Source organism: Vogesella fluminis, assembly GCF_014652335.1.
Classification (GTDB): Bacteria; Pseudomonadota; Gammaproteobacteria; order Burkholderiales; family Chromobacteriaceae; genus Vogesella; species Vogesella fluminis.
Genome location: NZ_BMYP01000006.1, coordinates 57,188 through 76,593 on the forward strand (window position 1 = coordinate 57,188; position 19,406 = coordinate 76,593).

At 62.7% G+C, this 19,406-nt stretch carries 15 protein-coding genes; 9 read left to right on the forward strand and 6 right to left on the reverse strand.

The genetic code is table 11. The features are described from left to right. Positions 1-240 precede the first annotated feature (240 nt). The 3 genes from IE083_RS03385 to IE083_RS03395 all read left to right on the forward strand — a co-directional run bounded on the left by IE083_RS03385 (position 241) and on the right by IE083_RS03395 (position 4,524). Positions 241-2,025 carry an OmpA family protein gene (locus IE083_RS03385; RefSeq protein ID WP_189352222.1) on the forward strand — a complete coding sequence of 595 codons (1,785 nt, stop codon included), beginning with the start codon at positions 241-243 and terminating at the stop codon, positions 2,023-2,025. Between the two features lie 79 nt (positions 2,026-2,104). Further along, a complete protein-coding gene (locus tag IE083_RS03390; RefSeq protein ID WP_189352223.1) occupies positions 2,105-3,679 on the forward strand; it encodes a hypothetical protein in 1,575 nt (524 codons plus the stop codon). A gap of 2 nt (positions 3,680-3,681) precedes the next feature. After that, a complete protein-coding gene (locus IE083_RS03395) occupies positions 3,682-4,524 on the forward strand; it encodes a hypothetical protein (RefSeq protein ID WP_189352224.1) in 843 nt (280 codons plus the stop codon). Between the two features lie 99 nt (positions 4,525-4,623). Here IE083_RS03395 and IE083_RS03400 read toward each other — a convergent pair whose 3' ends face one another. The 3 genes from IE083_RS03400 to apbC all read right to left on the reverse strand — a co-directional run bounded on the left by IE083_RS03400 (position 4,624) and on the right by apbC (position 7,949). Continuing rightward, positions 4,624-5,823 carry an ammonium transporter gene (locus IE083_RS03400; protein WP_189352225.1) on the reverse strand — a complete coding sequence of 400 codons (1,200 nt, stop codon included), beginning with the start codon at positions 5,821-5,823 and terminating at the stop codon, positions 4,624-4,626. A gap of 251 nt (positions 5,824-6,074) precedes the next feature. Beyond that, positions 6,075-6,851: a glutamate racemase gene (gene murI, locus IE083_RS03405; RefSeq protein ID WP_229799582.1), complete on the reverse strand. Its 777-nt coding sequence runs from the start codon at positions 6,849-6,851 to the stop codon at positions 6,075-6,077. Positions 6,852-6,866: 15 nt separating this feature from the next. Then, positions 6,867-7,949 carry an iron-sulfur cluster carrier protein ApbC gene (gene apbC, locus IE083_RS03410; protein WP_189352227.1) on the reverse strand — a complete coding sequence of 361 codons (1,083 nt, stop codon included), beginning with the start codon at positions 7,947-7,949 and terminating at the stop codon, positions 6,867-6,869. A gap of 366 nt (positions 7,950-8,315) precedes the next feature. Here apbC and IE083_RS03415 point away from each other — a divergent pair, with 366 nt between their 5' ends. From IE083_RS03415 to IE083_RS03435, 5 genes are all read left to right on the forward strand, one after another. Continuing rightward, positions 8,316-9,557 (forward strand): MFS transporter, encoded by a 1,242-nt coding sequence (locus IE083_RS03415; protein ID WP_189352228.1) that lies wholly within the window; start codon positions 8,316-8,318, stop codon positions 9,555-9,557. Positions 9,558-9,658: 101 nt separating this feature from the next. Continuing rightward, positions 9,659-11,719 (forward strand): methionine--tRNA ligase, encoded by a 2,061-nt coding sequence (gene metG, locus IE083_RS03420; RefSeq protein ID WP_189352229.1) that lies wholly within the window; start codon positions 9,659-9,661, stop codon positions 11,717-11,719. Between the two features lie 167 nt (positions 11,720-11,886). After that, entirely contained in the window at positions 11,887-12,822 is a 936-nt protein-coding gene (locus tag IE083_RS03425; protein ID WP_189352270.1) for a DUF808 domain-containing protein, read from the forward strand. A 120-nt stretch (positions 12,823-12,942) separates the two neighbouring features. Continuing rightward, positions 12,943-14,247, forward strand: coding sequence for a hemolysin family protein (locus IE083_RS03430; protein ID WP_189352230.1), 1,305 nt, complete (start codon positions 12,943-12,945; stop codon positions 14,245-14,247). A 117-nt stretch (positions 14,248-14,364) separates the two neighbouring features. Then, the gene (locus IE083_RS03435) at positions 14,365-15,639 is read left to right on the forward strand and encodes an O-acetylhomoserine aminocarboxypropyltransferase/cysteine synthase family protein (RefSeq protein ID WP_189352231.1); all 1,275 of its coding nucleotides are present in this window, start codon (positions 14,365-14,367) and stop codon (positions 15,637-15,639) included. Between the two features lie 92 nt (positions 15,640-15,731). On the opposite strand, the gene IE083_RS03440 is transcribed toward IE083_RS03435, so the two are convergent. After that, entirely contained in the window at positions 15,732-16,979 is a 1,248-nt protein-coding gene (locus IE083_RS03440) for a TIGR03862 family flavoprotein (RefSeq protein WP_189352232.1), read from the reverse strand. A gap of 305 nt (positions 16,980-17,284) precedes the next feature. Here IE083_RS03440 and IE083_RS03445 point away from each other — a divergent pair, with 305 nt between their 5' ends. After that, positions 17,285-17,761 (forward strand): NUDIX domain-containing protein, encoded by a 477-nt coding sequence (locus tag IE083_RS03445; protein WP_189352233.1) that lies wholly within the window; start codon positions 17,285-17,287, stop codon positions 17,759-17,761. Between the two features lie 105 nt (positions 17,762-17,866). Here the strand turns inward: IE083_RS03445 and IE083_RS03450 are convergent, their stop codons facing one another. Both IE083_RS03450 and purU read right to left on the reverse strand, forming a co-directional pair. Then, positions 17,867-18,472: a hypothetical protein gene (locus IE083_RS03450; protein ID WP_189352234.1), complete on the reverse strand. Its 606-nt coding sequence runs from the start codon at positions 18,470-18,472 to the stop codon at positions 17,867-17,869. Positions 18,473-18,475: 3 nt separating this feature from the next. Next, positions 18,476-19,336, reverse strand: a complete 861-nt coding sequence (gene purU, locus IE083_RS03455; protein ID WP_189352235.1) for a formyltetrahydrofolate deformylase — start codon at positions 19,334-19,336, stop codon at positions 18,476-18,478. Positions 19,337-19,406 lie beyond the last annotated feature (70 nt).

A 19,406-nucleotide genomic window follows, 5' to 3' on the forward strand; every position in this document is an offset into this window, starting at 1 on the left:
GAAATCATATTGCGGGCATTACACAAAATTTGAATCTGCCGCATGAATGGGCTTGGCCATGCCGCCATGCTTACCAAACTCTTGTACCCTGCTGATTTGTGCCACAGCGCCTTGAAAGCCATACGAAAGTAGTATCTAATATCAATAAAATGCAAAATGTGTTGCCAAATGCAATTTTGTGTCAATTCTTAAGTGAAGTTTGGTTTGATATTTCACTGCTCATATGCATGAGGTCTAATAATGCAACTGAAGAGTGTATTCCGCACCTCTGCCCTGTCTCTTGTCATCACCAGTTTGCTGGCTGGTTGTGCCTCACCGCAAGGAGGTAGAAGCAAAAACGGTATCGCCAATCCTTTTGTCAGTGACGATCCATGCGCCAATACCAGCCGTAATATCGGTATCGCCGTGGGCACGATCGGCGGGGCTCTCCTTGGTCACTATGCTGGCAACAACAAAAAGAATAGTGCACTAATTGGCAGTGTCTTAGGTGGTGCAGTTGGTGGCCTGATTGGCTATAGCATGGACAAGAAACGCTGCGAATTGGCTAAGTTGGCGCAAAGGCACCAGCTTGAATTGACAGTCAGCACCATCAATAATAACGGCGAACTGGTCGAAGCGGATAAAAGCAGCAAAATCGAAGATAGCATCCTCGGTGTTACCATCAGCATTACCGACAAAGAAAACCACGGTGGCCATTTTCAGCCCGGTTCGGACAAGCTGACCAGCCGAGCCGAACAGTATTTCGTTGAACTGGCCCGTATTTACAATCCTGAGCGGGTAGGCGAAGAGGAAATTGACACCAGCAAACGTGCTGATCTGAAAAAATTGGCACTGCAAAGAAAACTACTGCTGATCGGCCATACCGATGACACTGGCAGTTCGGCTTTCAATGCCGTGCTGTCTGAGCGCCGTGCACGAGCCGTGGCACGCTTTCTGTCACGTTACGGCATCCCGGAATACATGCTGTACTATCAGGGTGCCGGCGAAATTTTTCCAGTAGCAGACAACCGAGTGGATAGTGGCCGCGCGCAAAACCGTCGTGTTGAACTGGTAGAGTTGGGTGACGAAAACCGTTTCCGCACCTATCTCGAAACCCGCACGCCACGCTACGAGTTTTACCGCAACGAAAACCCAGAGCGGAATAATAGTAAGCAGCCGGATAATAGCCAGGCCACAGTTAAGCCATCTGATAACAAGAAGGCCGGCAATGAAACGCTGGCAAACACCGGCAAAATTCTTGGTACAAATGACCAGGCAAAGACAGACGGCAAAGCTGCCGGCAAGAACAAACCGGTAGCAGTGGTGGTTGGCAGAGAGGTCGAGAACACGCCTGCTATACCGCCAACCGGAAAAGCAGGGAAAGTGGCAATAGGCAAGGTGACTCAGCCCGTAACCATAGTGACACTACCCGCCAGTAATAGTGAAAACGTTAGTCAGACCAGTGGCAAGACCGGATTGGATTTTGGGGGTAACCCGGTGAGTGGCAAAAGTGTCGAGCTGGATTTTGGCCGTATGACAGTTACCAATACCGGTGGTTTTATCAGTAAAGCGTGGGCCGATGATGTGCCACTGGCTGGTAACTGTGCGGGTGACCGGCCACGCGTTAGCGGTCAGGTAAAAGTGCTCATCACAGGCAAGACCTACGCTACCAGCGACTATATGCCCGGTCTCTACAACACCTCTTGGGTTGAAAAGGTCAATGGTCATCTGGTGGCACTGAACAAGTTGGCTGTGCTACGCCAGGATGCTCAGATTGCCCGCCTGCCCGAGCTGTTGGTTTACCCAAACTACCAGAATAACGCGAACGCCAAAGCGGCAGTACGGCTGACGCCGCGGGTCAATACCTACCGTGGCAGCAAGGGTCTGCTGTACCGCGTGTTTGTCAATCATGGCTCCGGCCTGCAGTGTATTGATCTTGTACTGCCATACAGTCCGCCCTTTGCCGCACGCGGCGGCTATGTCTACCAGAAAAAGCCGGATGGTCTGTACCGTGCCTCTTATGTCCCGAAGATCGTTGGCTCCTGATTACAACCTGCATATCGGTTTCCCGCCGCCCGCCCCAGGGCGGCGCACACTTTAAGTCAAAACAAACTAGGGAGTTAATATGAGCGAACTGATTGCAGCCAATCTGCAACTGATTCTCTACGGCATTGGTACCGCCATCATGATTGCGGTGTACTTCGCCTACCGCCAGCAAATCGACTTCTGGTGGATGAATTTCTGGTACGGCATACCCATTATTGGCAAGGCCCACCGCCTGAGCAAAGACCACTCACAAGCCTCGCAATCTGGCTGGTTCAATGCCGAACGTACCCTATGCAAGGACTACAAAAGGTTCATCCACTTTAAATCGCGTGAAGAGTTCGAGAAATACCAGATATATCTGCGCAAGGCCGAAGACAACGGCCGCACGCCGACCCCGTTGATCATCATGCTGATCATGGTGGTACTGGTCGCGGCAGAGGGCCTAGGGTTCTCCTACATGCTCGCCAAGATACTGAATAGTGAAGGTAGTGCCAATACGCATAACCTGCTGATGTGGGCCATCGTATTCGTGCTGGCCACCATTCTTGCCTTCATCACCCATGCCGCAGGCCATCAGCTCTACCGCACCAGTCTGGTCAAGCGCAGCCTGATCGGCTGGGCGCAGGCCAACCCTAAGCCTGACCTGTCGCGTATCGGCCTCGGTCTGCAGGACGACCAGTACAAGGACGACGAGCTACCGGACTACGTACAGGTTCTGGCCAGAGTCGGCCGCAATTACAGCTATGCAATGGTCATTATTGCTGTGATAGCTATTACCGGTATTGCCGTTCTTTCCACTGGGCAGCGCTACTTTGATTTCGTAGAGCATCAAACCGAGCAAACCATGGGTGTAAGCGAACAGGGTGCCGCTAATGGCAATCCGTTTGCCACAGGTGCTGCCGGCAGTGAAGGGCTGGTGATTCCGAACGAAGTTGCCGACTCGCAGAAAGCAGCGCAACAACAAGGTATTGCCGATAGCCAGGATGCAATGAAGAGCGGAAGCATAGCTGGCTTCCTCACCCTTGCCATCATCTTTGTCGTGACCCAGATCGTCGGTATGTTTGCCGGTTACAAGTGGGGCTTTGCTGGCAAGGAAAGCAAGAGTGCTTTCGAAGCCACTCGCGGCTTTGCCACCTATGAAGAGTTCATTGCTTACTACGACCCGCGCATCGACGCCGCCCAGGCCATGCTGCAAAGCATGCAGCAGAAGATGGCGGCCAACGCCATCAACGGCGATCGCAAAACCGAAAAGACCTTCCGCGATTACCTGCTGGAAGATCGCCAGAGCAAGGCTGAATTCCACCAGCCTGTGCCGAAAGCTGATGCCAGCCCGGCCACTGCTGCGGCACTGCAAGTCACCAGCATAGCCGTTGCACCCACTGCCGCTGCACCAGCTACAGCAGCCCCTGTGGCCACACCGGCAGTTGCACCGGTAAGCTCGGCCACGGCGCAAGCAGACAGTCAGACTGTCTGCGCTGATGAAGCCTTGCAAATACTGGACAGCATCAGCGACAAACAAGCGAAAAAAGCATGGCTAGACAGCCTGCCGGGAGGGGTCACCGATGAAGTTATCGCCCGCATCAAGCAGCGTAAGGCCGCTGAAGCCGCCGAAAAGGCAAAACGCGACGCCGAACTGGACTCCCTGCTGGACTAGCCATGAAACTAACACACAAGCCCCTGCTCATTGCTGCGATGGGTGTCGCTCTGAATGCCAGTGCCGGAGTCATCAACGACATTCCGAGCTGCTACCAGGCCAACAATCTGGCTAATCCGTCGCCAGCTCCCGCGTTGGAACTGTTTGTCGCCATTGACCAGACGACACCACTGGATGACAACCTCAAACGGCAAGTGATTGAGATCATTGGCGCACAGATGAAGCCCGGCAGCGCCTATAGCCTGTTTACCTTTTCGGCCTACAGTCAGGGTAACTACCTGAACATGCTCAGTCGCGGTGAACTGGAGAAGAACTTGCCTGCTACAGTTCGCGATGACACTGGCAATAAGACACTCAGCCAGTTCGACGCCTGCATGGCCGGTCAGCAACGTTATGCTGGTCAGCTGCTGGGTAAGCATCTGCAGCGGGCGCTGGGCAACAGCTCGGACAGTTTTGTCAAATCTGACGTGCTGGCCAGCCTGAAGGAAATTTCTGGTCGTATCGCCCAGTCCGGTGCGAAAAATCGTGTACTACTGCTGGTTTCAGATATGTTGGAGAATTCCAGTGTGTCGAGTTTTTATGCCAAACGCACTGTGCGCAAACTTGACCCGACCGCAGAGCTGGCCAAGGCCGAGCGTGAAAAACTGCTCGGCAATTTTGCCGGTACGCGGGTCTACGTTATTGGTGCCGGCATGATTATCGAAGACAAGAAACAGATAAAAGGAGTCTATCGCGACCCCATCACCATGCAATCACTAGAAACTTTTTGGCGTAGCTACTTCGAGAAGTCGGGGGGCAAACTGGCAGAATTCGGTAAGCCGGCACTGCTTAACCCTATCCGCTAAAGTAGCACCTCTTGTGGATGTGGAAAATGAAAAAAGGGAGCCCTGCTCCCTTTTATGTATTCAAGCCCGACAGATTTAATTGTTTCCTATCACTATCACCTACCAGTTGCTCTCCCGCTCCGGGGTGGCGGTGATGTTGTGGATGGACAGGTCGGCGCCGTTGAATTCCTCCTCGTCGCTGAGGCGGATGCCGACCACTTTTTTCAGCACGCCGTACACCAGATAGCCGCCGCCAAAACCGATGCCGACGCCGGCCGCGGTGCCGATCAGTTGCGAGGTCAGGCTGACGCCGCCGGCGCCGCCCAGCCAGTGCTGGCCGAACAGGCCGGCGGCGATGCCGCCCCAGGCGCCGCACAGGCCGTGCAGCGGCCACACGCCGAGCACGTCGTCGATCTTCCAGCGGTTTTGCGTGAGGGTGAACAGGTACACGAACATGGCGCCGGCGACGCCGCCGGTGACCAGCGCGCCCAGCGGATGCATCACGTCGGAGCCGGCGCACACCGCCACCAGTCCGGCCAGCGGGCCGTTGTGGATGAAGCCGGGGTCGTCGCGGCCGGCCCACATCGCGGTCAGCGTGCCGCCGACCATCGCCATCAGCGAGTTGACCGCCACCAGGCCGGAGATGCCGCCGACCTTCTGCGCGCTCATCACGTTGAAGCCGAACCAGCCGACGATCAGGATCCAGGCGCCCAGCGCCAGGAACGGGATGGACGACGGCGGGTGGGCGCTGACGCGGCCTTCCTTGGTGTAGCGGCCGCGGCGGGCGCCGAGCAGCAGCACTGCCGCCAGCGCGATCCAGCCGCCGACGGCGTGCACCACCACCGAGCCGGCAAAGTCGTGGAAGGGCGCGCCGAAGTTGGCCGCCAGCCAGTCCTGGATGCCGAAGTGGCCGTTCCACACGATGCCCTCGAAAAACGGGTACACCAGGCCGACCAGCAGGAAGGTGGCCGCCGATTGCGGGTGCAGGCGCGCGCGCTCGGCGATGCCGCCGGAGACGATGGCGGGGATGGCGGCGGCAAAGGTCAGCAGGAAGAAGAACTTCACCAGCTCATAGCCGTTGGCCTGGCTGATGTGGCTGACATCGCTGAAGAAGTGCACGCCGTAGGCGACACCGTAGCCGACAAAGAAGTAGGCCAGCGCCGAGATGGCGAAGTCGGTCAGGATCTTGACCAGGGCGTTGACCTGGTTTTTCTTGCGCACGGTGCCCAGCTCCAGAAAGGCGAAGCCGGCGTGCATCGCCAGCACCAGAATGGCCCCGATCAGTAAGAACAGTACGTCGTTTGCACTTGTTTGCGTCATGCCTGCGCTCCAATGGTGCGTATCCGTGGTGCAGCACGGCGCGCTGCGGATACGAATGCCTGTGATTGGGGCGCTTTCTTGCAAAAAGGGTGCCAGCGGGCGCCAGCCTTGTGCATCAAGGCGTCATGACGATGCCTTGCGCCGGCTGCTGGTGTGGAGGGCGGCGTTTGCCTTGATTTGGTGCGGACTGATGTGCGCTATTGGTGCGTGCTGCGCTGCGGCCAACGTTGGCCGCAATGTCCGCCGCAATATCAGGCCGGCAGTAGGGTCTCGACGCGGTCGTCGCGCTGCAGGATCTGCCGCAGGAATTGCTGCATGCTGTGATCGTCGCCGGTGGTAACGAAGCGGTACTGCGGCGGAGTCTGCGGGCCGCTGCGGCACTGGTGGTGCTGCAGCAGGCGCAGCGTCTGGCGCACCACGGCGTCGGTGGGGTCGATGATGTCGATGTGCGGCGGCAGCTGCTCACGGATCAGCGGCGCCAGGAACGGATAGTGGGTGCAGCCGAGCACCACGTGGTCGACGTTGTGCGCCAGCAGCGGCGCCAGCGCCGCGCCGACGGTGCGCCGGGCGTTGTCGCTGTCCAGCTCGCCGCTTTCCACCAGCTCGACAAAGCCGGTGCCGGCCTGGCTGTAGATCTCGGCGTGGTCGTGCAGCTGCGCCGCCAGCTGGCGGAATTTCTCGCCGCGCAGCGTGGCCTGCGTCGCCAGCACGCCGATCTTGCCGCTCTGCGTCGATAGCGCCGCCGGCTTGATCGCCGGCTCCATGCCGACGATGGGCAGCGTCGGATACTTCAGCCGCAGGTGCCGCGCCGCGGCGCTGGTGGCGGTGTTGCAGGCGATCAGCAGCAGGGTGGCGCTCTGTGCCAGCAGGTAGTCGGCGATCAGCTCGGCGCGGGCGATCAGCTCGTCGTCGCTGCGCCCGCCGTAGGGACAGTAGCCCTGATCGGCCAGGTAGATCACCGGTTCGTCGGGAAGCTGGGCGGTGAGCTCGCGCCACACCGAAAGGCCGCCTAGGCCGGAATCAAACATGCCGATCATGAGGGATTAACTGTTCTGGATGACGATTTTCGGGAATTTACCAGAGAAGTCGCGTGCCTTGTCGCCGACCTTGACCGCCACCTTGCGCGCGATCTGCTGGTAGCGTGCCGCCAGCGCGCTGTCCGGCGCTGCCGCCACCGTCGGGCAGCCGTCGTCGGTGGCCAGGCGGATGGAGAGATCCAGCGGCAGCGAGCCGAGCACGTCGACGCCGTACTGCGCGCTCATCCGCTCGGCGCCGCCGTGGCCGAAGATGTGCTCTTCGTGGCCGCAGTTGCTGCACACGTGCATGGCCATGTTCTCGACGATGCCGAGGATGGGCACGCCGACCTTCTCGAACATCTTCAGCCCCTTCTTGGCATCCAGCAGCGCGATGTCCTGCGGCGTGGTGACGATGATGGCGCCGGTGACCGGCACCTTCTGCGACAGCGTCAGCTGGATGTCGCCGGTGCCCGGCGGCATGTCGATCACCAGATAGTCCAGCTCGTTCCACAGCGTGTCGTTGAGCAGCTGCTGCAGCGCCTGGCTCACCATCGGGCCGCGCCATACCATCGCCTGGTCCTCGTCGACCAGGTAGCCGATCGACATCGTCTGCACGCCGTGCGCCGGCAGCGGTACCAGCTTGCCGTCGATCACCTCCGGCTTCTGGCCCTGCAGGCCCATCATCAAGGGCTGCGACGGGCCGTAGATGTCGGCGTCCAGAATGCCGACCGAGGCGCCTTCCGCCGCCAGCGCCAGTGCCAGGTTGGCCGCAGTGGTGGATTTGCCGACGCCGCCCTTGCCGGACGACACCGCGATGATGTTCTTCACCCCCGGCAGCAGCGGCACGCCGCGCTGTACCGAGTGGCTGGTGATCTCGCTGACCACGTCGATGCTCAGCTTGCGCTCGCCGGCCAGCGGCGCCAGCCGCTCGCGGAACAGCTCGGCGATGGCGGCGAAGCGGCTTTTGGCCGGGTAGGGCAGGGCCACACGCACATTGAGGTGGGCGGCATCGTTTTGCTGCACGCTGACGCCTTTGCGGTAGGGCTTGTGGGTGTCCTCGTCGATCAGGTCGGCGATGGCATCGAGAATGTCGGTGTCGGTCAGGGCCATGTCAGTAGTCCAGGAAGCGGCGTCGCCTTGGACGCCAAACAGTTTGCCGAGTCGGGAAAGCATGATGGTGATCTTGAGCGGGATGAATAGCCGACTATTTTAATCGGGTTTGCCGCGGGCGAACAGGCTTGCCCGCCGTTTTGGCCGCAGCCGCCATGATAAGCGCTGCGCCGGCGTCGTGCATGCCGCCGTCGGCCGTGCTTGCGGCCAACCTTGGACGCAGCGTGGCGCCTACTTTTTTGTCATGGCGGCGGTGTGGGCAGATTGGCTGGTGCAAGTGACTGATTCGGCGTAGAATCGACGCCTTTTTTCTGAACCGGCGCAGGGTGGCAGACTGCGCCGCTGTGGTTTTTCCGAGGTTACGTTTTGTCTGAATTCACCAAGATTTCCCGTTTGACCCCGGCGCGGATGTTGTTCCCGCTGGCGCTGGTGCTGTTTGAATTTGCGGTCTACATCGCCAACGACATGGCGCAGCCGGCGATGCTGCGCGTGGTGCAGGAGTTCGGCGTCGGCATCGAGTGGGTGCCGATGGCGATGACCGCCTTCCTGCTCGGCGGCGCGCTGATGCCGTGGCTGACCGGGCCGCTGTCCGACCGCATCGGCCGCCGCCCGGTGCTGCTGGGCGGGGTGGTGTATTTCATCATCGCCTGCCTCGCCACCTATCTGGTGAGCTCGATCGAGGCCTTCATGGCGCTGCGCGTGCTGCAGGGCGTCGGGCTGTGCTTCATCAATGCCGTCGGCTACGCCGCGGTGCAGGAGGCGTTCGAGGAAAAGACCGCGGTCAAGGTCACCGCGCTGATGGCCAACGTGGCGCTGATCGCGCCGATGGTCGGCCCGCTGGCCGGCGCCGCGCTGATCGAGTTCGCGCCGTGGCGCAGCTGCTTCCTGTTCATCGCCGGCGTGTCGCTGCTGGCGCTGCTCGGGCTGTGGTGGAAGATGCCGGAAACGGTCAACGTTGGCCGCACGCGCGCACCGTTGCGCCGCATGGGCGGCGATTACCTGGCGCTGCTGGCCGACCGCCGCTTCGTGCTGTCGCTGCTGTGCATCCCGCTGCTGGCGATGCCGCTGATGGGCTGGATCGCGCTGTCGCCGGTGCTGCTGGTGGAAGACCTGGGCATGAGCACCGTCGAGTACGGCCTGTGGCAGCTGCCGGTGTTCGGCGGCCTGATCGCCGGCAATTTCGCGCTGGTGCTGCTCACCGAGCGCCTGGCGCTGGGGCGCTCGGTGCTGCTGGGCATGTGGCCCATCGTCGGCGGCCTGGTGCTGATGCTGTGCGGCATCCAGTTCAGCTCTGTGCCGCACATCTATATGGTGGCCGGCATGAGCCTGATGGCGTTCGGCGAGGGGCTGTCGTTTGCGGTGCTGTACCGCTTCGCGCTGATGGCCAGCACGGTGAGCAAGGGCACGGTGTCGGCGGCGATGAGCATGCTGTCGATGGCCGGCTACGCGCTCGGCATCGAGCTGTTCCGCCACGCCTATATCGCCGGCGGCATGATCGGCTTCGCGCTGATGTCGCTCTTGACCTCGCTGCTGTTCGTGCTGGTGGCGCGGCCGCGGGTGCGCCACGCGATGAAGCTGCGCGCGGCGCCGGTGGTGCAGGCAGCCTGATGTTTCGCGCACACGGCTTATAAAGGTTGGCCGCAACGCTGTTGCGGCCAACCTTTGTCGTTATAATCGACGGTTTCGTATTGCTTATCGGGATGCATTTCATGACTAAACGCCAGATTCTGGTTACCAGCGCACTGCCGTACGCCAACGGCGCCATCCACTTGGGGCACATGGTTGAACACATCCAGACCGATGTCTGGGTGCGCTTCCAGAAGATGCGTGGCCACGAGTGCTACTACGTCTGTGCCGACGATACCCACGGCACCCCGATCATGCTGGCCGCGGAAAAGCAGGGCATCACCCCGGAGCAGCTGATCGAGCGCGTGAATACCGAGCATCTGGCCGATTTCAGCGGCTTCCACATCGGCTACGACAACTACTACAGCACCAACAGCCCGGAAAACAAGGCGTTCTCCGAGCAGGTCTACCTGGCGCTGAAGGCCAACGACAAGATCGCCAGCCGCACCATCGAGCAACTGTACGACCCGGAAAAGAACATGTTCCTGCCGGACCGCTTCGTGAAGGGCGAATGCCCGAAGTGCGGCGCGGCCGACCAGTACGGCGACAACTGCGAGAAGTGCGGCGCCACCTACAGCCCGACCGAACTGAAAAACCCGTACTCGGCGGTGTCCGGCGCCAAGCCGGTATTGAAGACCTCCGAGCACTACTTCTTCCGCCTCGGCGAGTGCACCGGCTTCCTCGAAGACTGGACCGGCGGCAGCAGCCTGCGCGGTGACGGCGGCAGCCAGGCCCACCTGCAGGCCGAGTCGCTGAACAAGATGAACGAGTGGATCGAAGGCGGGCTGCAGGACTGGGACATCAGCCGCGATGCGCCGTACTTCGGTTTCGAGATCCCCGGCGCGCCAGGCAAGTACTTCTACGTGTGGCTGGACGCGCCGATCGGTTACATGGCCAGCTTCAAGAACCTGTGCGACCGCACCGGCATCGATTTCGACGAGTGGTTCAAGCCGGACAGCAAGACCGAGATGTACCACTTCATTGGCAAGGACATCCTGTACTTCCATGCGCTGTTCTGGCCGGCGATGCTGCACTTCGCCGGCTACCGCGCGCCGACCGGCGTGTTCGCGCACGGCTTCCTGACCGTGGACGGCCACAAGATGTCCAAGTCGCGCGGCACCTTCATCACCGCCAAGAGCTACCTCGACTGCGGCCTCAATCCGGAATGGATGCGCTACTACATCGCCGGCAAGCTCAACGGCCGCATCGAGGACATCGACCTCAACCTGGGTGACTTCGTCGCCCGCGTGAACTCGGACGTGGTCGGCAAGTTCGTCAACATCGCCAGCCGCGCCGCCGGCTTCATCAGCAAGCGCTTCGGCGGCCAGCTGACGGCCAAGCTTGAGGACGAAACCCGCCTGCTGGGCAATATCGCCCACGAGGCGGAGAACATCGCCGCCGCCTTCGAGGCGCGCGAGTACGCCAAGGCGCTGCGCGAGATCATGGCCATCGCCGACATCGTCAACGGCTACGTCGATGCCAACAAGCCGTGGGAGCTGGCCAAACAGGAAGGGCAGGACGCGCGCCTGCACGAAGTGTGCAGCGTGCTGATCAACGCCTTCCGCCTGCTGACCATTTATCTCAAGCCGGTGCTGCCGAAGCTGGCCGAAGGCGTGGAAGCCTTCCTCGACGTGGCGCCGCTGCAGTGGGCGGACGCGCAGCAGCTGCTGCTGGGCCACACCATCAAACCGTACCAGCACCTGATGCAGCGCATCGACCCGCTGCTGGTGGAAAAACTCATCGAAGCGAACAAGCAAAGCATGGAAACCCAAGCCCCGGCCGCTGCGGCCAACTACGAGCCGCTGGCCGACACCATCAAGATCGACGACTTTGCCAGGCTCGACCTGCGCGTCGGCAAGGTGCTGGCCTGCAACTTTGTCGACGGTTCCGACAAGCTGCTGCAGTTCACCGTCGACCTCGGCTTCGAGACGCGCAACATCTTCTCCGGCATCCGCGCGGCGTATCAGCAGCCGGAAGCGCTGGTTGGCCGCAAGGTGATCGTGGTCGCCAACCTGGCCGAGCGCAAGATGCGCTTCGGCGTGTCGCAGGGCATGATCGTGTGCGCCTCCGGCATGGAGGACAACGGAGGCCTGTTCCTGCTGGATGCCGACGACGGCGCCCAGCCGGGCATGCGCATCGGCTGATCGCCCCGCCCGTCGCCGGCGCTGCCAATGCCCTGTTCCTTGCAGGGCATTTTTCATGGTGCACCCGGGTTGGTGTCGTGGCCAGTCACGGAAAGCTGCTACCATGCCAGCCAATTTTTCCCACTTATTGACGACCGCCCGCCAGTGCGAGGCGACAGGAGCCGATGATGGCAGGAGCAAGCCTGTTAACCCTGATTGACGATATCGCCACCGTGCTGGATGACGTGGCGGTGATGACCAAGGTCGCCGCCAAGAAGACCGCCGGCGTGCTGGGCGACGATCTGGCGCTCAACGCGCAGCAGGTGGCCGGCGTCCATGCCGAGCGCGAGTTGCCAGTGGTGTGGGCGGTGGCGCTGGGCTCGCTGCGCAACAAGCTGATCCTGGTACCGGCGGCGCTGTTGATCAGCCTGGTGGCGCCGTGGCTGATCACGCCGCTGCTGATGCTGGGCGGTGCCTACCTCTGCTTCGAGGGCTTCGAGAAACTGGCGCACCCGCTGCTGCACAGCGCGGCGGAGGACGAGGCGCACCACCAGGCGCTGACGGCGGCGCTGAGCGACCCGGCCACCGACATGCTGGCGTTCGAACGCGACAAGATCAAGGGCGCGATCCGCACCGACTTCATCCTGTCGGCGGAGATCATCGCCATCACGCTGGGCACGGTGGCGACAGCGCCGTTCCTGTCGCAGCTGACGGTGCTCTCCGGCATTGCGCTGATCATGACGGCCGGTGTCTACGGTCTGGTAGCCGCCATCGTCAAGCTCGATGACGGCGGCCTGTACCTCAGCGGCAAGGACAATACCGCGCTGCAATGGCTGGGCGCGCTGATGCTCAATGCCGCTCCCTACCTGATGAAGACGCTGGCCATCGTCGGCACCGCCGCGATGTTCATGGTCGGCGGCGGCATCCTCACCCACGGCCTGCCCTTCCTGCACCACGCCATCGAGCAGACCACCGCCATCGCCGGCAACCTGCCGCTGGTGGGTCGCATGCTGGCGCTGTTGACGCCGACGCTGCTGGATGCGTTGCTGGGCATTGTCGCCGGGGCGCTGGTGCTGCTGCTGGTGACGGCAGGGCAGCGCGGCTGGCGCCTGCTGCGCGGCTGAGCGGCCATTGCGGCCGGGTGCGGGGCGCAGGCCGCCATGCCCGGCCGCGAAAAAGTTGAATCCGGCACGCCCTGATGTAGAATCGGGGCTTCCTTGTTTCCGGGGTGACCCCACAGTCCAATGGACATATTCATAATTTTCGTGCTGTTTTTCCTGAACGGCATCTTTGCGATGGCGGAAATCGCCATCGTCTCCTCGCGCAAAGTACGCCTGCAGCAGTGGGCGGAAGAAGGACACCGCGGCGCCATTGCCGCACTCAAGCTGGCCGATGAGCCGACCCGCTTCCTGTCCACCATCCAGATCGGCATTACCCTGATCGGCATCCTGTCCGGTGCCTTCGGCGAGGCCGCCATCGCCGATCGCCTGATTCCTTATTTCGCCGCCGTGCCGCTGCTGGCCGAATTTGCCCGTCCGCTGGCGCTGGGCATTACCGTGCTGCTGATTACCTATTTTTCGCTGATCATCGGCGAGCTGGTGCCCAAGCGCATCGGCATGCAGAACCCGGAAGTGCTGGCCACGGTGCTGGCGCCGCCGATGCTGTTGCTGGCCAGGGCGACGCGACCGCTGGTGCGTTTCCTCAGCCTGTCCACCGAGACGGTGCTGCGCGTGCTGGGCGTCAAGAAGCCGAAAGAGCCGTCGATCACCGAGGAAGAGATCAAGGTGCTGATGGAGCAGGGCGCGGAAGAGGGCATCTTCGAGCGCGCCGAGCAGGAGCTGGTGGAAAACATCTTCAGCCTGGATGAGAAAAAGGTGGTCTCGATCATGACCCAGCGCAAGGACATCATCGCGCTGGACATTGACGACCCGCTGGAAGACAACCTGCGCATCATCAAGCAGAGTGTGTTCACCCGCTACCCGGTGTGCAAGGGCGGCTTCGAGAACGTGCTGGGCATGATCCAGGCCAAGGACCTGCTGCACCGCCTGCTGGACGACAAGTCGGTGACGCTGGAAGGCCTAGTGCGCCCGCCGCTGTACGTGCCGGAGGCGATCAGCCCGATGCAGCTGCTGGAGCAGTTCAAGCGCACCCGCAACCACACCGCGCTGGTGGTGGACGAGTACGGCGAGATCGAGGGCCTGGTCAGCATCAACGACGTGATGGAGGCGATTGTCGGCGACCTGCCGACCGAGGCCGCCGACAGCGACGAGGAAATCGTGCAGCGCGACGACGGCAGCTGGCTGGTGGACGGCATGATGTCGCTGGATGATTTCAAGGAGCACTTCGACCTCGACATGATCGAGGGCGAGGAAACCGGCGACTTCCAGACCGTGGCCGGCTTCGTCATCTTCATGCTCGGCCGCGTGCCGGCCACCGCCGACCGTGTGGAGTGGGGCGGTTTCACCTTCGAGGTGGTGGACATGGACCGCACCCGTGTCGACAAGCTGCTGGTGACGGCGCCGCCGCCGGAAATGCCGCCGGAAGCGTGAGCCGTGGCCAACAACCCCGCCTGGTGCGGGGTTGTTGGCGGTAATCCTGCTTTGCGGCGGCAAAAAATGACGATAAAGTTAAACGGTTTTGCAACCATAAACACAGGATGGAGAGCAATGAAACTGGAAACCCTCGCCGTACACGCCGGCTACAGCCCGGACCCGACCACCAAGGCGGTGGCGGTGCCGCTGTACCAGACCACCAGCTACGCCTTCGACAGCACCCAGCACGGTGCCGACCTGTTCGATCTCAAGGTGCAGGGCAATATCTACACCCGCATCATGAACCCGACCACCGATGTGCTGGAAAAGCGCGTCGCGGCGCTGGAAGGCGGCATCGGCGCGCTGGCGGTGGCCTCCGGCATGGCGGCGATCAGCTACGCGATCCAGACCATTGCCGAAGCCGGCGACAACATCATCGCCACCAGCACCCTGTATGGCGGCACCTACAATCTGTTCGCGCACACTTTCCCGCAGCTGGGCATCACCGTGCGCTTCATCGATCCGGCCCGGCCGCAGGACATTGCGGCCAACGTTGACGACAAGACCAAGGCGGTGTTCTGCGAGTCGATCGGCAACCCGCTGGGCAACGTGGTCGATTTCGGCGCCTTTGCCGCCGAGGCGCACCGCCACGGCCTGCCGCTGATCGTCGACAACACCGTGCCGTCGCCCTACCTGTGCCGCCCGTTCGAACACGGCGCCGATATCGTGGTGCACAGCCTGACCAAATACCTCGGCGGCCACGGCGGCAGCATCGGCGGCATCATCGTCGACTCCGGCAAGTTCCCGTGGGGCGAGCACGCAGAGCGCTTCGTGCGCCTGAACACGCCGGACGTCAGCTACCACGGCGTCAACTATGTCGAGGTGCTGGGCGCCGCCGCCTACATCGCGCGTGCTCGCGTGGTGCCACTGCGCAATATGGGCGCCGCCATCTCGCCGTTCAACGCGCACCAGATCCTGCTCGGCATCGAGACACTGGCGCTGCGCATGGACCGCATCTGCGACAACACGCTGGCGGTGGCCAATGCGCTGGCCGCGCACCCGGCGGTGGCGTGGGTGGAGTACGCCGGCCGCGCCGAGCATCCGCAAAAACCGCTGGTGGACAAATACATGGGCGGCCGCGCCTCCGGCATCCTGTCCTTCGGCATCAAGGGCGGGGTGGAAGCCGGAGGCCGTTTCATCGACGCGCTGCAGCTGGTGACGCGGCTGGTCAATATCGGCGACGCCAAGTCGCTGGCTTGCCACCCGGCGTCCACCACCCACCGCCAGCTGTCGCCGGAAGAACAACTCCGTGCCGGCGTGCGCCCGGAGATGATCCGCCTGTCGATCGGCATCGAGCACGTCGACGACATCCTCGCCGACATCCACCAGGCGCTGCAGGCGGCCGCCTGAGCGCGTAACGCTGTCTGGGCGACGCTGCGGCCAACCTTGGTGACAAGGTTGGCCGCAATGTTTTTATGCGTGGATGTTGTTGCGATGCGCGCTCAGCGCAGCGACGCCAGCCACCCCAGCACGCCCTGCGCGGCGGCGCGGCCGCTGGCAAAGCAGGCGGTAAGCAGGTAGCCGCCGGTCGGCGCCTCCCAGTCCAGCATCTCGCCGGCGACAAACACGCCGGGCAGCGCGCGCAGCATCAGCCGGCTGTCGACGGCGTCGAAGCGCACGCCGCCGGCGCTGCTGATCGCCTCGTCCAGCGGCCGCGCCGCGTGCAGCGTCAGCGGCAGCGCCTTGATCGCGGCGGCGAGGCGCGCCATGCCGGTAAAGCCGTCCTTGTCCAGCAGCTCACGCAGCAGGCCGGCGCGCACGCCGTCGATGCCGCACTGCTTGCGCAGGTGGTTGGCCAGCGATGCCGCACCGCGGCCGCGTTCCAGCTCGGCGCGCAGCCGCGCCGGATCGCGGTCCGGTGCCAGGTCGAGCAGGATGGTGGCGTTGCCGTGGGTGTTGATCTCGTCGCGGATGGCGGCGCTGAACGCGTACACCAGATTGCCCTCGATGCCGTGGGCGGACACCACGCACTCGCCGCGGCGGGTCAAAGCTTGGCCGCAGGTGTCGCGGAAGGTGATGGCGACGTTCTTCAGCGCGCTGCCGGCAAATTTTTCCTGGAAATGGGCGCTCCACTGCGCGTCGAAGCCGCAGTTGGACGGCTGTAGCTCAGCGACCGCCACACCCTTGTCCTGCAGCAGCGGCAGCCACTTGCCGTCCGAACCCAGTTTCGCCCAGCTGCCGCCGCCCAGCGCCAGCAGCACCGCATCGGCGTGGCGCACGGCCTCGCCGTCCGGGGTGGCGAAGCGCAGCCCACCGTCGGCATCCCAGCCCAGCCAGCGGTGGCGCACGTGGATGCGCAGCCCGGCGTCGCGCAGCCGCGTCAGCCACGCGCGCAGCAGCGGCGCCGCCTTCATCCCGGTGGGGAACACCTTGCCGGAGCTGCCGACGAAGGTGGCGATGCCGAGGCCGTGCACCCAGTCGCGCAGCGCGGCGGCGTCAAAGGCATTGATGATCGGGGTCAGCTCAGCCTCGCGCTGGCCGTAGCGCGCCAGGAATGGCGCGCGCGGTTCGCTGTGGGTGATGTTCATGCCGCCGACCCCGGCGAGCAGGAACTTGCGCCCGACCGAGGGCATGGCATCGAACAGCTCGACGTGGAGGCCGTGCGCGAGCAGGGTTTCGGCGGCAATCAGGCCGGCCGGGCCACCGCCGATGATGGCAACGCGCGGGCGGGTAGGGTTGGAATCAGGCATGGTCGGAACGTCTGCAAAGGTTGGCCGCAACGAAAGAGCGGCATTGTACCGAAATGGCGGCCGCCACAGCAGCCGCATTGCAGCGGACGCGGGTGGCCGGGCAGTGGCGGCCAACCTTGGACGTCGTGAGGGGCATTGGCCGTGTGGCGGGCCGGCGCGGCCTTTTTTTATTTTGACATTTCATGCATACGGCGTTTGCAGATATTCCAAGTGGCTGTTTAAAATTGCCGATTGCTCGCCACGCCGGCGAAAGTATTGATTTTTAATTGTTTTGTTGAATTTTTCGAGAATTGAATTTTAAAAATATGCAGATTGTTTCAGAACGGAATCCGCGTGACACCCGCTTGTGCCCCACCTTGCCGCGCCGCGCCACCGCCATCATCGAGTTGCCCGATGGCGTGCTGATGACGGCCTCGGCCAACAGCCGTTTTTGCCTGCCCGGCGGCGTGTCGCAACGCGGCGAGTTGCGCTCGCAGGCGCTGATCCGCCAGATCCGCGACCAGACCGGCTTGCGCATCAACTCCATGCTCTACCTGTTCGACCACATCACCCAGCACAACGCGCACAAGGTGTACCTGGTGATCGCGCAGGGCCAGCCGCGGTTGCAGGAGGGTGGTAGCCGCCTGACGCTGGTGACGTCGCCGGATGCCGACATGGACATCCACATCGAGTCGCGCGCCATCCTGCGGCGCTACGCCAAGCTGCGCGGCGAGGAGGGGGCCAAGAGCGAGGCGGTGCGCGCCATGCTCAAGCTGGCACGCTATATCGCCAAGGTGGATTGATGGCCGGCAGCCATGGCGCGGCCGCCGTTTCATGCCGATATCGCCCGCATGCGGGGCTGGCCAGCCGTTCCGGGGCGCACCGGCATGGCAAAAGGCCGGGTGCGTTTACCGCGCCTGTGTACTGCCGGTGGCCGGCTTGGCGTCGGCCTGTCGTTCCGCCTGCTGCAGCGCGCGTTGCAGCTCCTCCGGCATCGTCACCAGGCCGAGGCCGGTGGCGCCGTTCATCAGCACGAAGGACAGGAACAGCGCCACCGGTGCGAACAGCAGGGTGCCGAGCAGGATGCGCAGCTTGGTGAGGCCGCTGCCGAAGGACAGCGCCGACACCAGCAGCCACAGCCCGATCATGCCGATGGTCATGCTGGCCACACTGGCGACGTCGTCCGGCAGCCAGCTGCTGAGCGGGTCCAGCAGCTGAATGGCGCTGGCGGCGACGATGGTGCCGGTCAGCGACGGCACGTCGGCAACACTGGCGCGGTGCAGCCACCATTGCATGAAGCGGCCGTAGAGCAGGGTTTCCAGCGTGACGTAGGCGGTGAAGAACAGGATCACGTTCAGCGGCTCGCCCATGCCGGCCGGTGCGCCGGCGGCGGCGACCACGCCCAGCAGCAGCAAGGCAGCGGCCAGGTGCCGGGCCGGGTACTGGTAGTGCGACAGCGGCTGGAACTGCAGGCGCAGCATGGCCAGCGCATCGTTGATGAGGGGCAGGTTCATGGTTCAGTCAAAAATGACGGTCTTGTTGTTGTAGGCCAGGATGCGGTTCTCCAGATGCCAGCGCACCGCACGCGACAGCACCACGCGCTCCAGGTCGCGGCCTTTCTGGATCAGGTCGTCGACATCGTCGCGGTGCGAGATGCGCATTACCTCCTGTTCGATGATCGGGCCGTCGTCGAGGATTTCGGTCACGTAGTGGCTGGTGGCGCCGATCAGCTTCACGCCGCGGGCAAAGGCACGGTGGTAGGGCTTGGCGCCGTCAAACGCCGGCAGGAAGCTGTGGTGAATGTTGATGACGCGGTGCGGGTAGCGCTCGACGAACTTGTGCGACAGTACCTGCATGTAGCGCGCCAGCACGATCAGGTCCACCTCGGCGGCTTCCAGCAGCGCCCACTGCGCGGCTTCGGCCTGCTCCTTGTTGTCCTTGTTCACGCTGATCACGTGGTAGGGAATGCCGTGGAACTCGGCCAGACCGCGGCAGTCGTCGTGGTTGGACACGATCAGCGGAATGTCGCAGTCCAGCTCGCCGATGCGCCAGCGGTGCAGCAGGTCGACCAGGCAGTGCTCGTACTTCGACACGAAGATCGCCATCCGCGGCTTGCGCGACGACAGCGACACTTCCCAGCTCATATTGTGCTTTTCCGCGATCGGGGCAAAGGCGGCGGCGAAGCTTGCCATCGGCAGGCTGAAGCCGTGCAGATCCCACTGGATCCGCATCAGGAACAGGTTTTCCACCGGATCCTGGTGCTGGTCGGCGTGCAGGATGTTGGCGTTGTAGGTCAGCAGGAAGTTGGCGATGGCCGCCACCAGCCCCTGACTGTCGGGACAGCTGACCAGCAGGGTGGCCGAATGCTTGTTGCTCATGGTTCGCTCTTTGTTATTGGTTTTCGGAAAACAAACGCCACAGTCGGCAGGCAGACTGTGGCGTCGAAAG

Bases quoted from the DNA above. Each gene is read 5' to 3' on its own strand.
- IE083_RS03395 (WP_189352224.1), top strand. From the start codon at position 3,682: ATGAAACTAACACACAAGCCCCTGCTCATTGCTGCGATGGGTGTCGCT.
- metG (WP_189352229.1), top strand. From the start codon at position 9,659: ATGACTAAACGCCAGATTCTGGTTACCAGCGCACTGCCGTACGCCAAC.
- IE083_RS03430 (WP_189352230.1), top strand. From the start codon at position 12,943: ATGGACATATTCATAATTTTCGTGCTGTTTTTCCTGAACGGCATCTTT.
- IE083_RS03440 (WP_189352232.1), bottom strand. From the start codon at position 16,979: ATGCCTGATTCCAACCCTACCCGCCCGCGCGTTGCCATCATCGGCGGT.
- IE083_RS03385 (WP_189352222.1), top strand. From the start codon at position 241: ATGCAACTGAAGAGTGTATTCCGCACCTCTGCCCTGTCTCTTGTCATC.
- purU (WP_189352235.1), bottom strand. From the start codon at position 19,336: ATGAGCAACAAGCATTCGGCCACCCTGCTGGTCAGCTGTCCCGACAGT.
- IE083_RS03425 (WP_189352270.1), top strand. From the start codon at position 11,887: ATGGCAGGAGCAAGCCTGTTAACCCTGATTGACGATATCGCCACCGTG.
- IE083_RS03400 (WP_189352225.1), bottom strand. From the start codon at position 5,823: ATGACGCAAACAAGTGCAAACGACGTACTGTTCTTACTGATCGGGGCC.
- IE083_RS03390 (WP_189352223.1), top strand. From the start codon at position 2,105: ATGAGCGAACTGATTGCAGCCAATCTGCAACTGATTCTCTACGGCATT.
- IE083_RS03445 (WP_189352233.1), top strand. From the start codon at position 17,285: ATGCAGATTGTTTCAGAACGGAATCCGCGTGACACCCGCTTGTGCCCC.
- IE083_RS03450 (WP_189352234.1), bottom strand. From the start codon at position 18,472: ATGAACCTGCCCCTCATCAACGATGCGCTGGCCATGCTGCGCCTGCAG.
- murI (WP_229799582.1), bottom strand. From the start codon at position 6,851: ATGTTTGATTCCGGCCTAGGCGGCCTTTCGGTGTGGCGCGAGCTCACC.
- apbC (WP_189352227.1), bottom strand. From the start codon at position 7,949: ATGGCCCTGACCGACACCGACATTCTCGATGCCATCGCCGACCTGATC.
- IE083_RS03435 (WP_189352231.1), top strand. From the start codon at position 14,365: ATGAAACTGGAAACCCTCGCCGTACACGCCGGCTACAGCCCGGACCCG.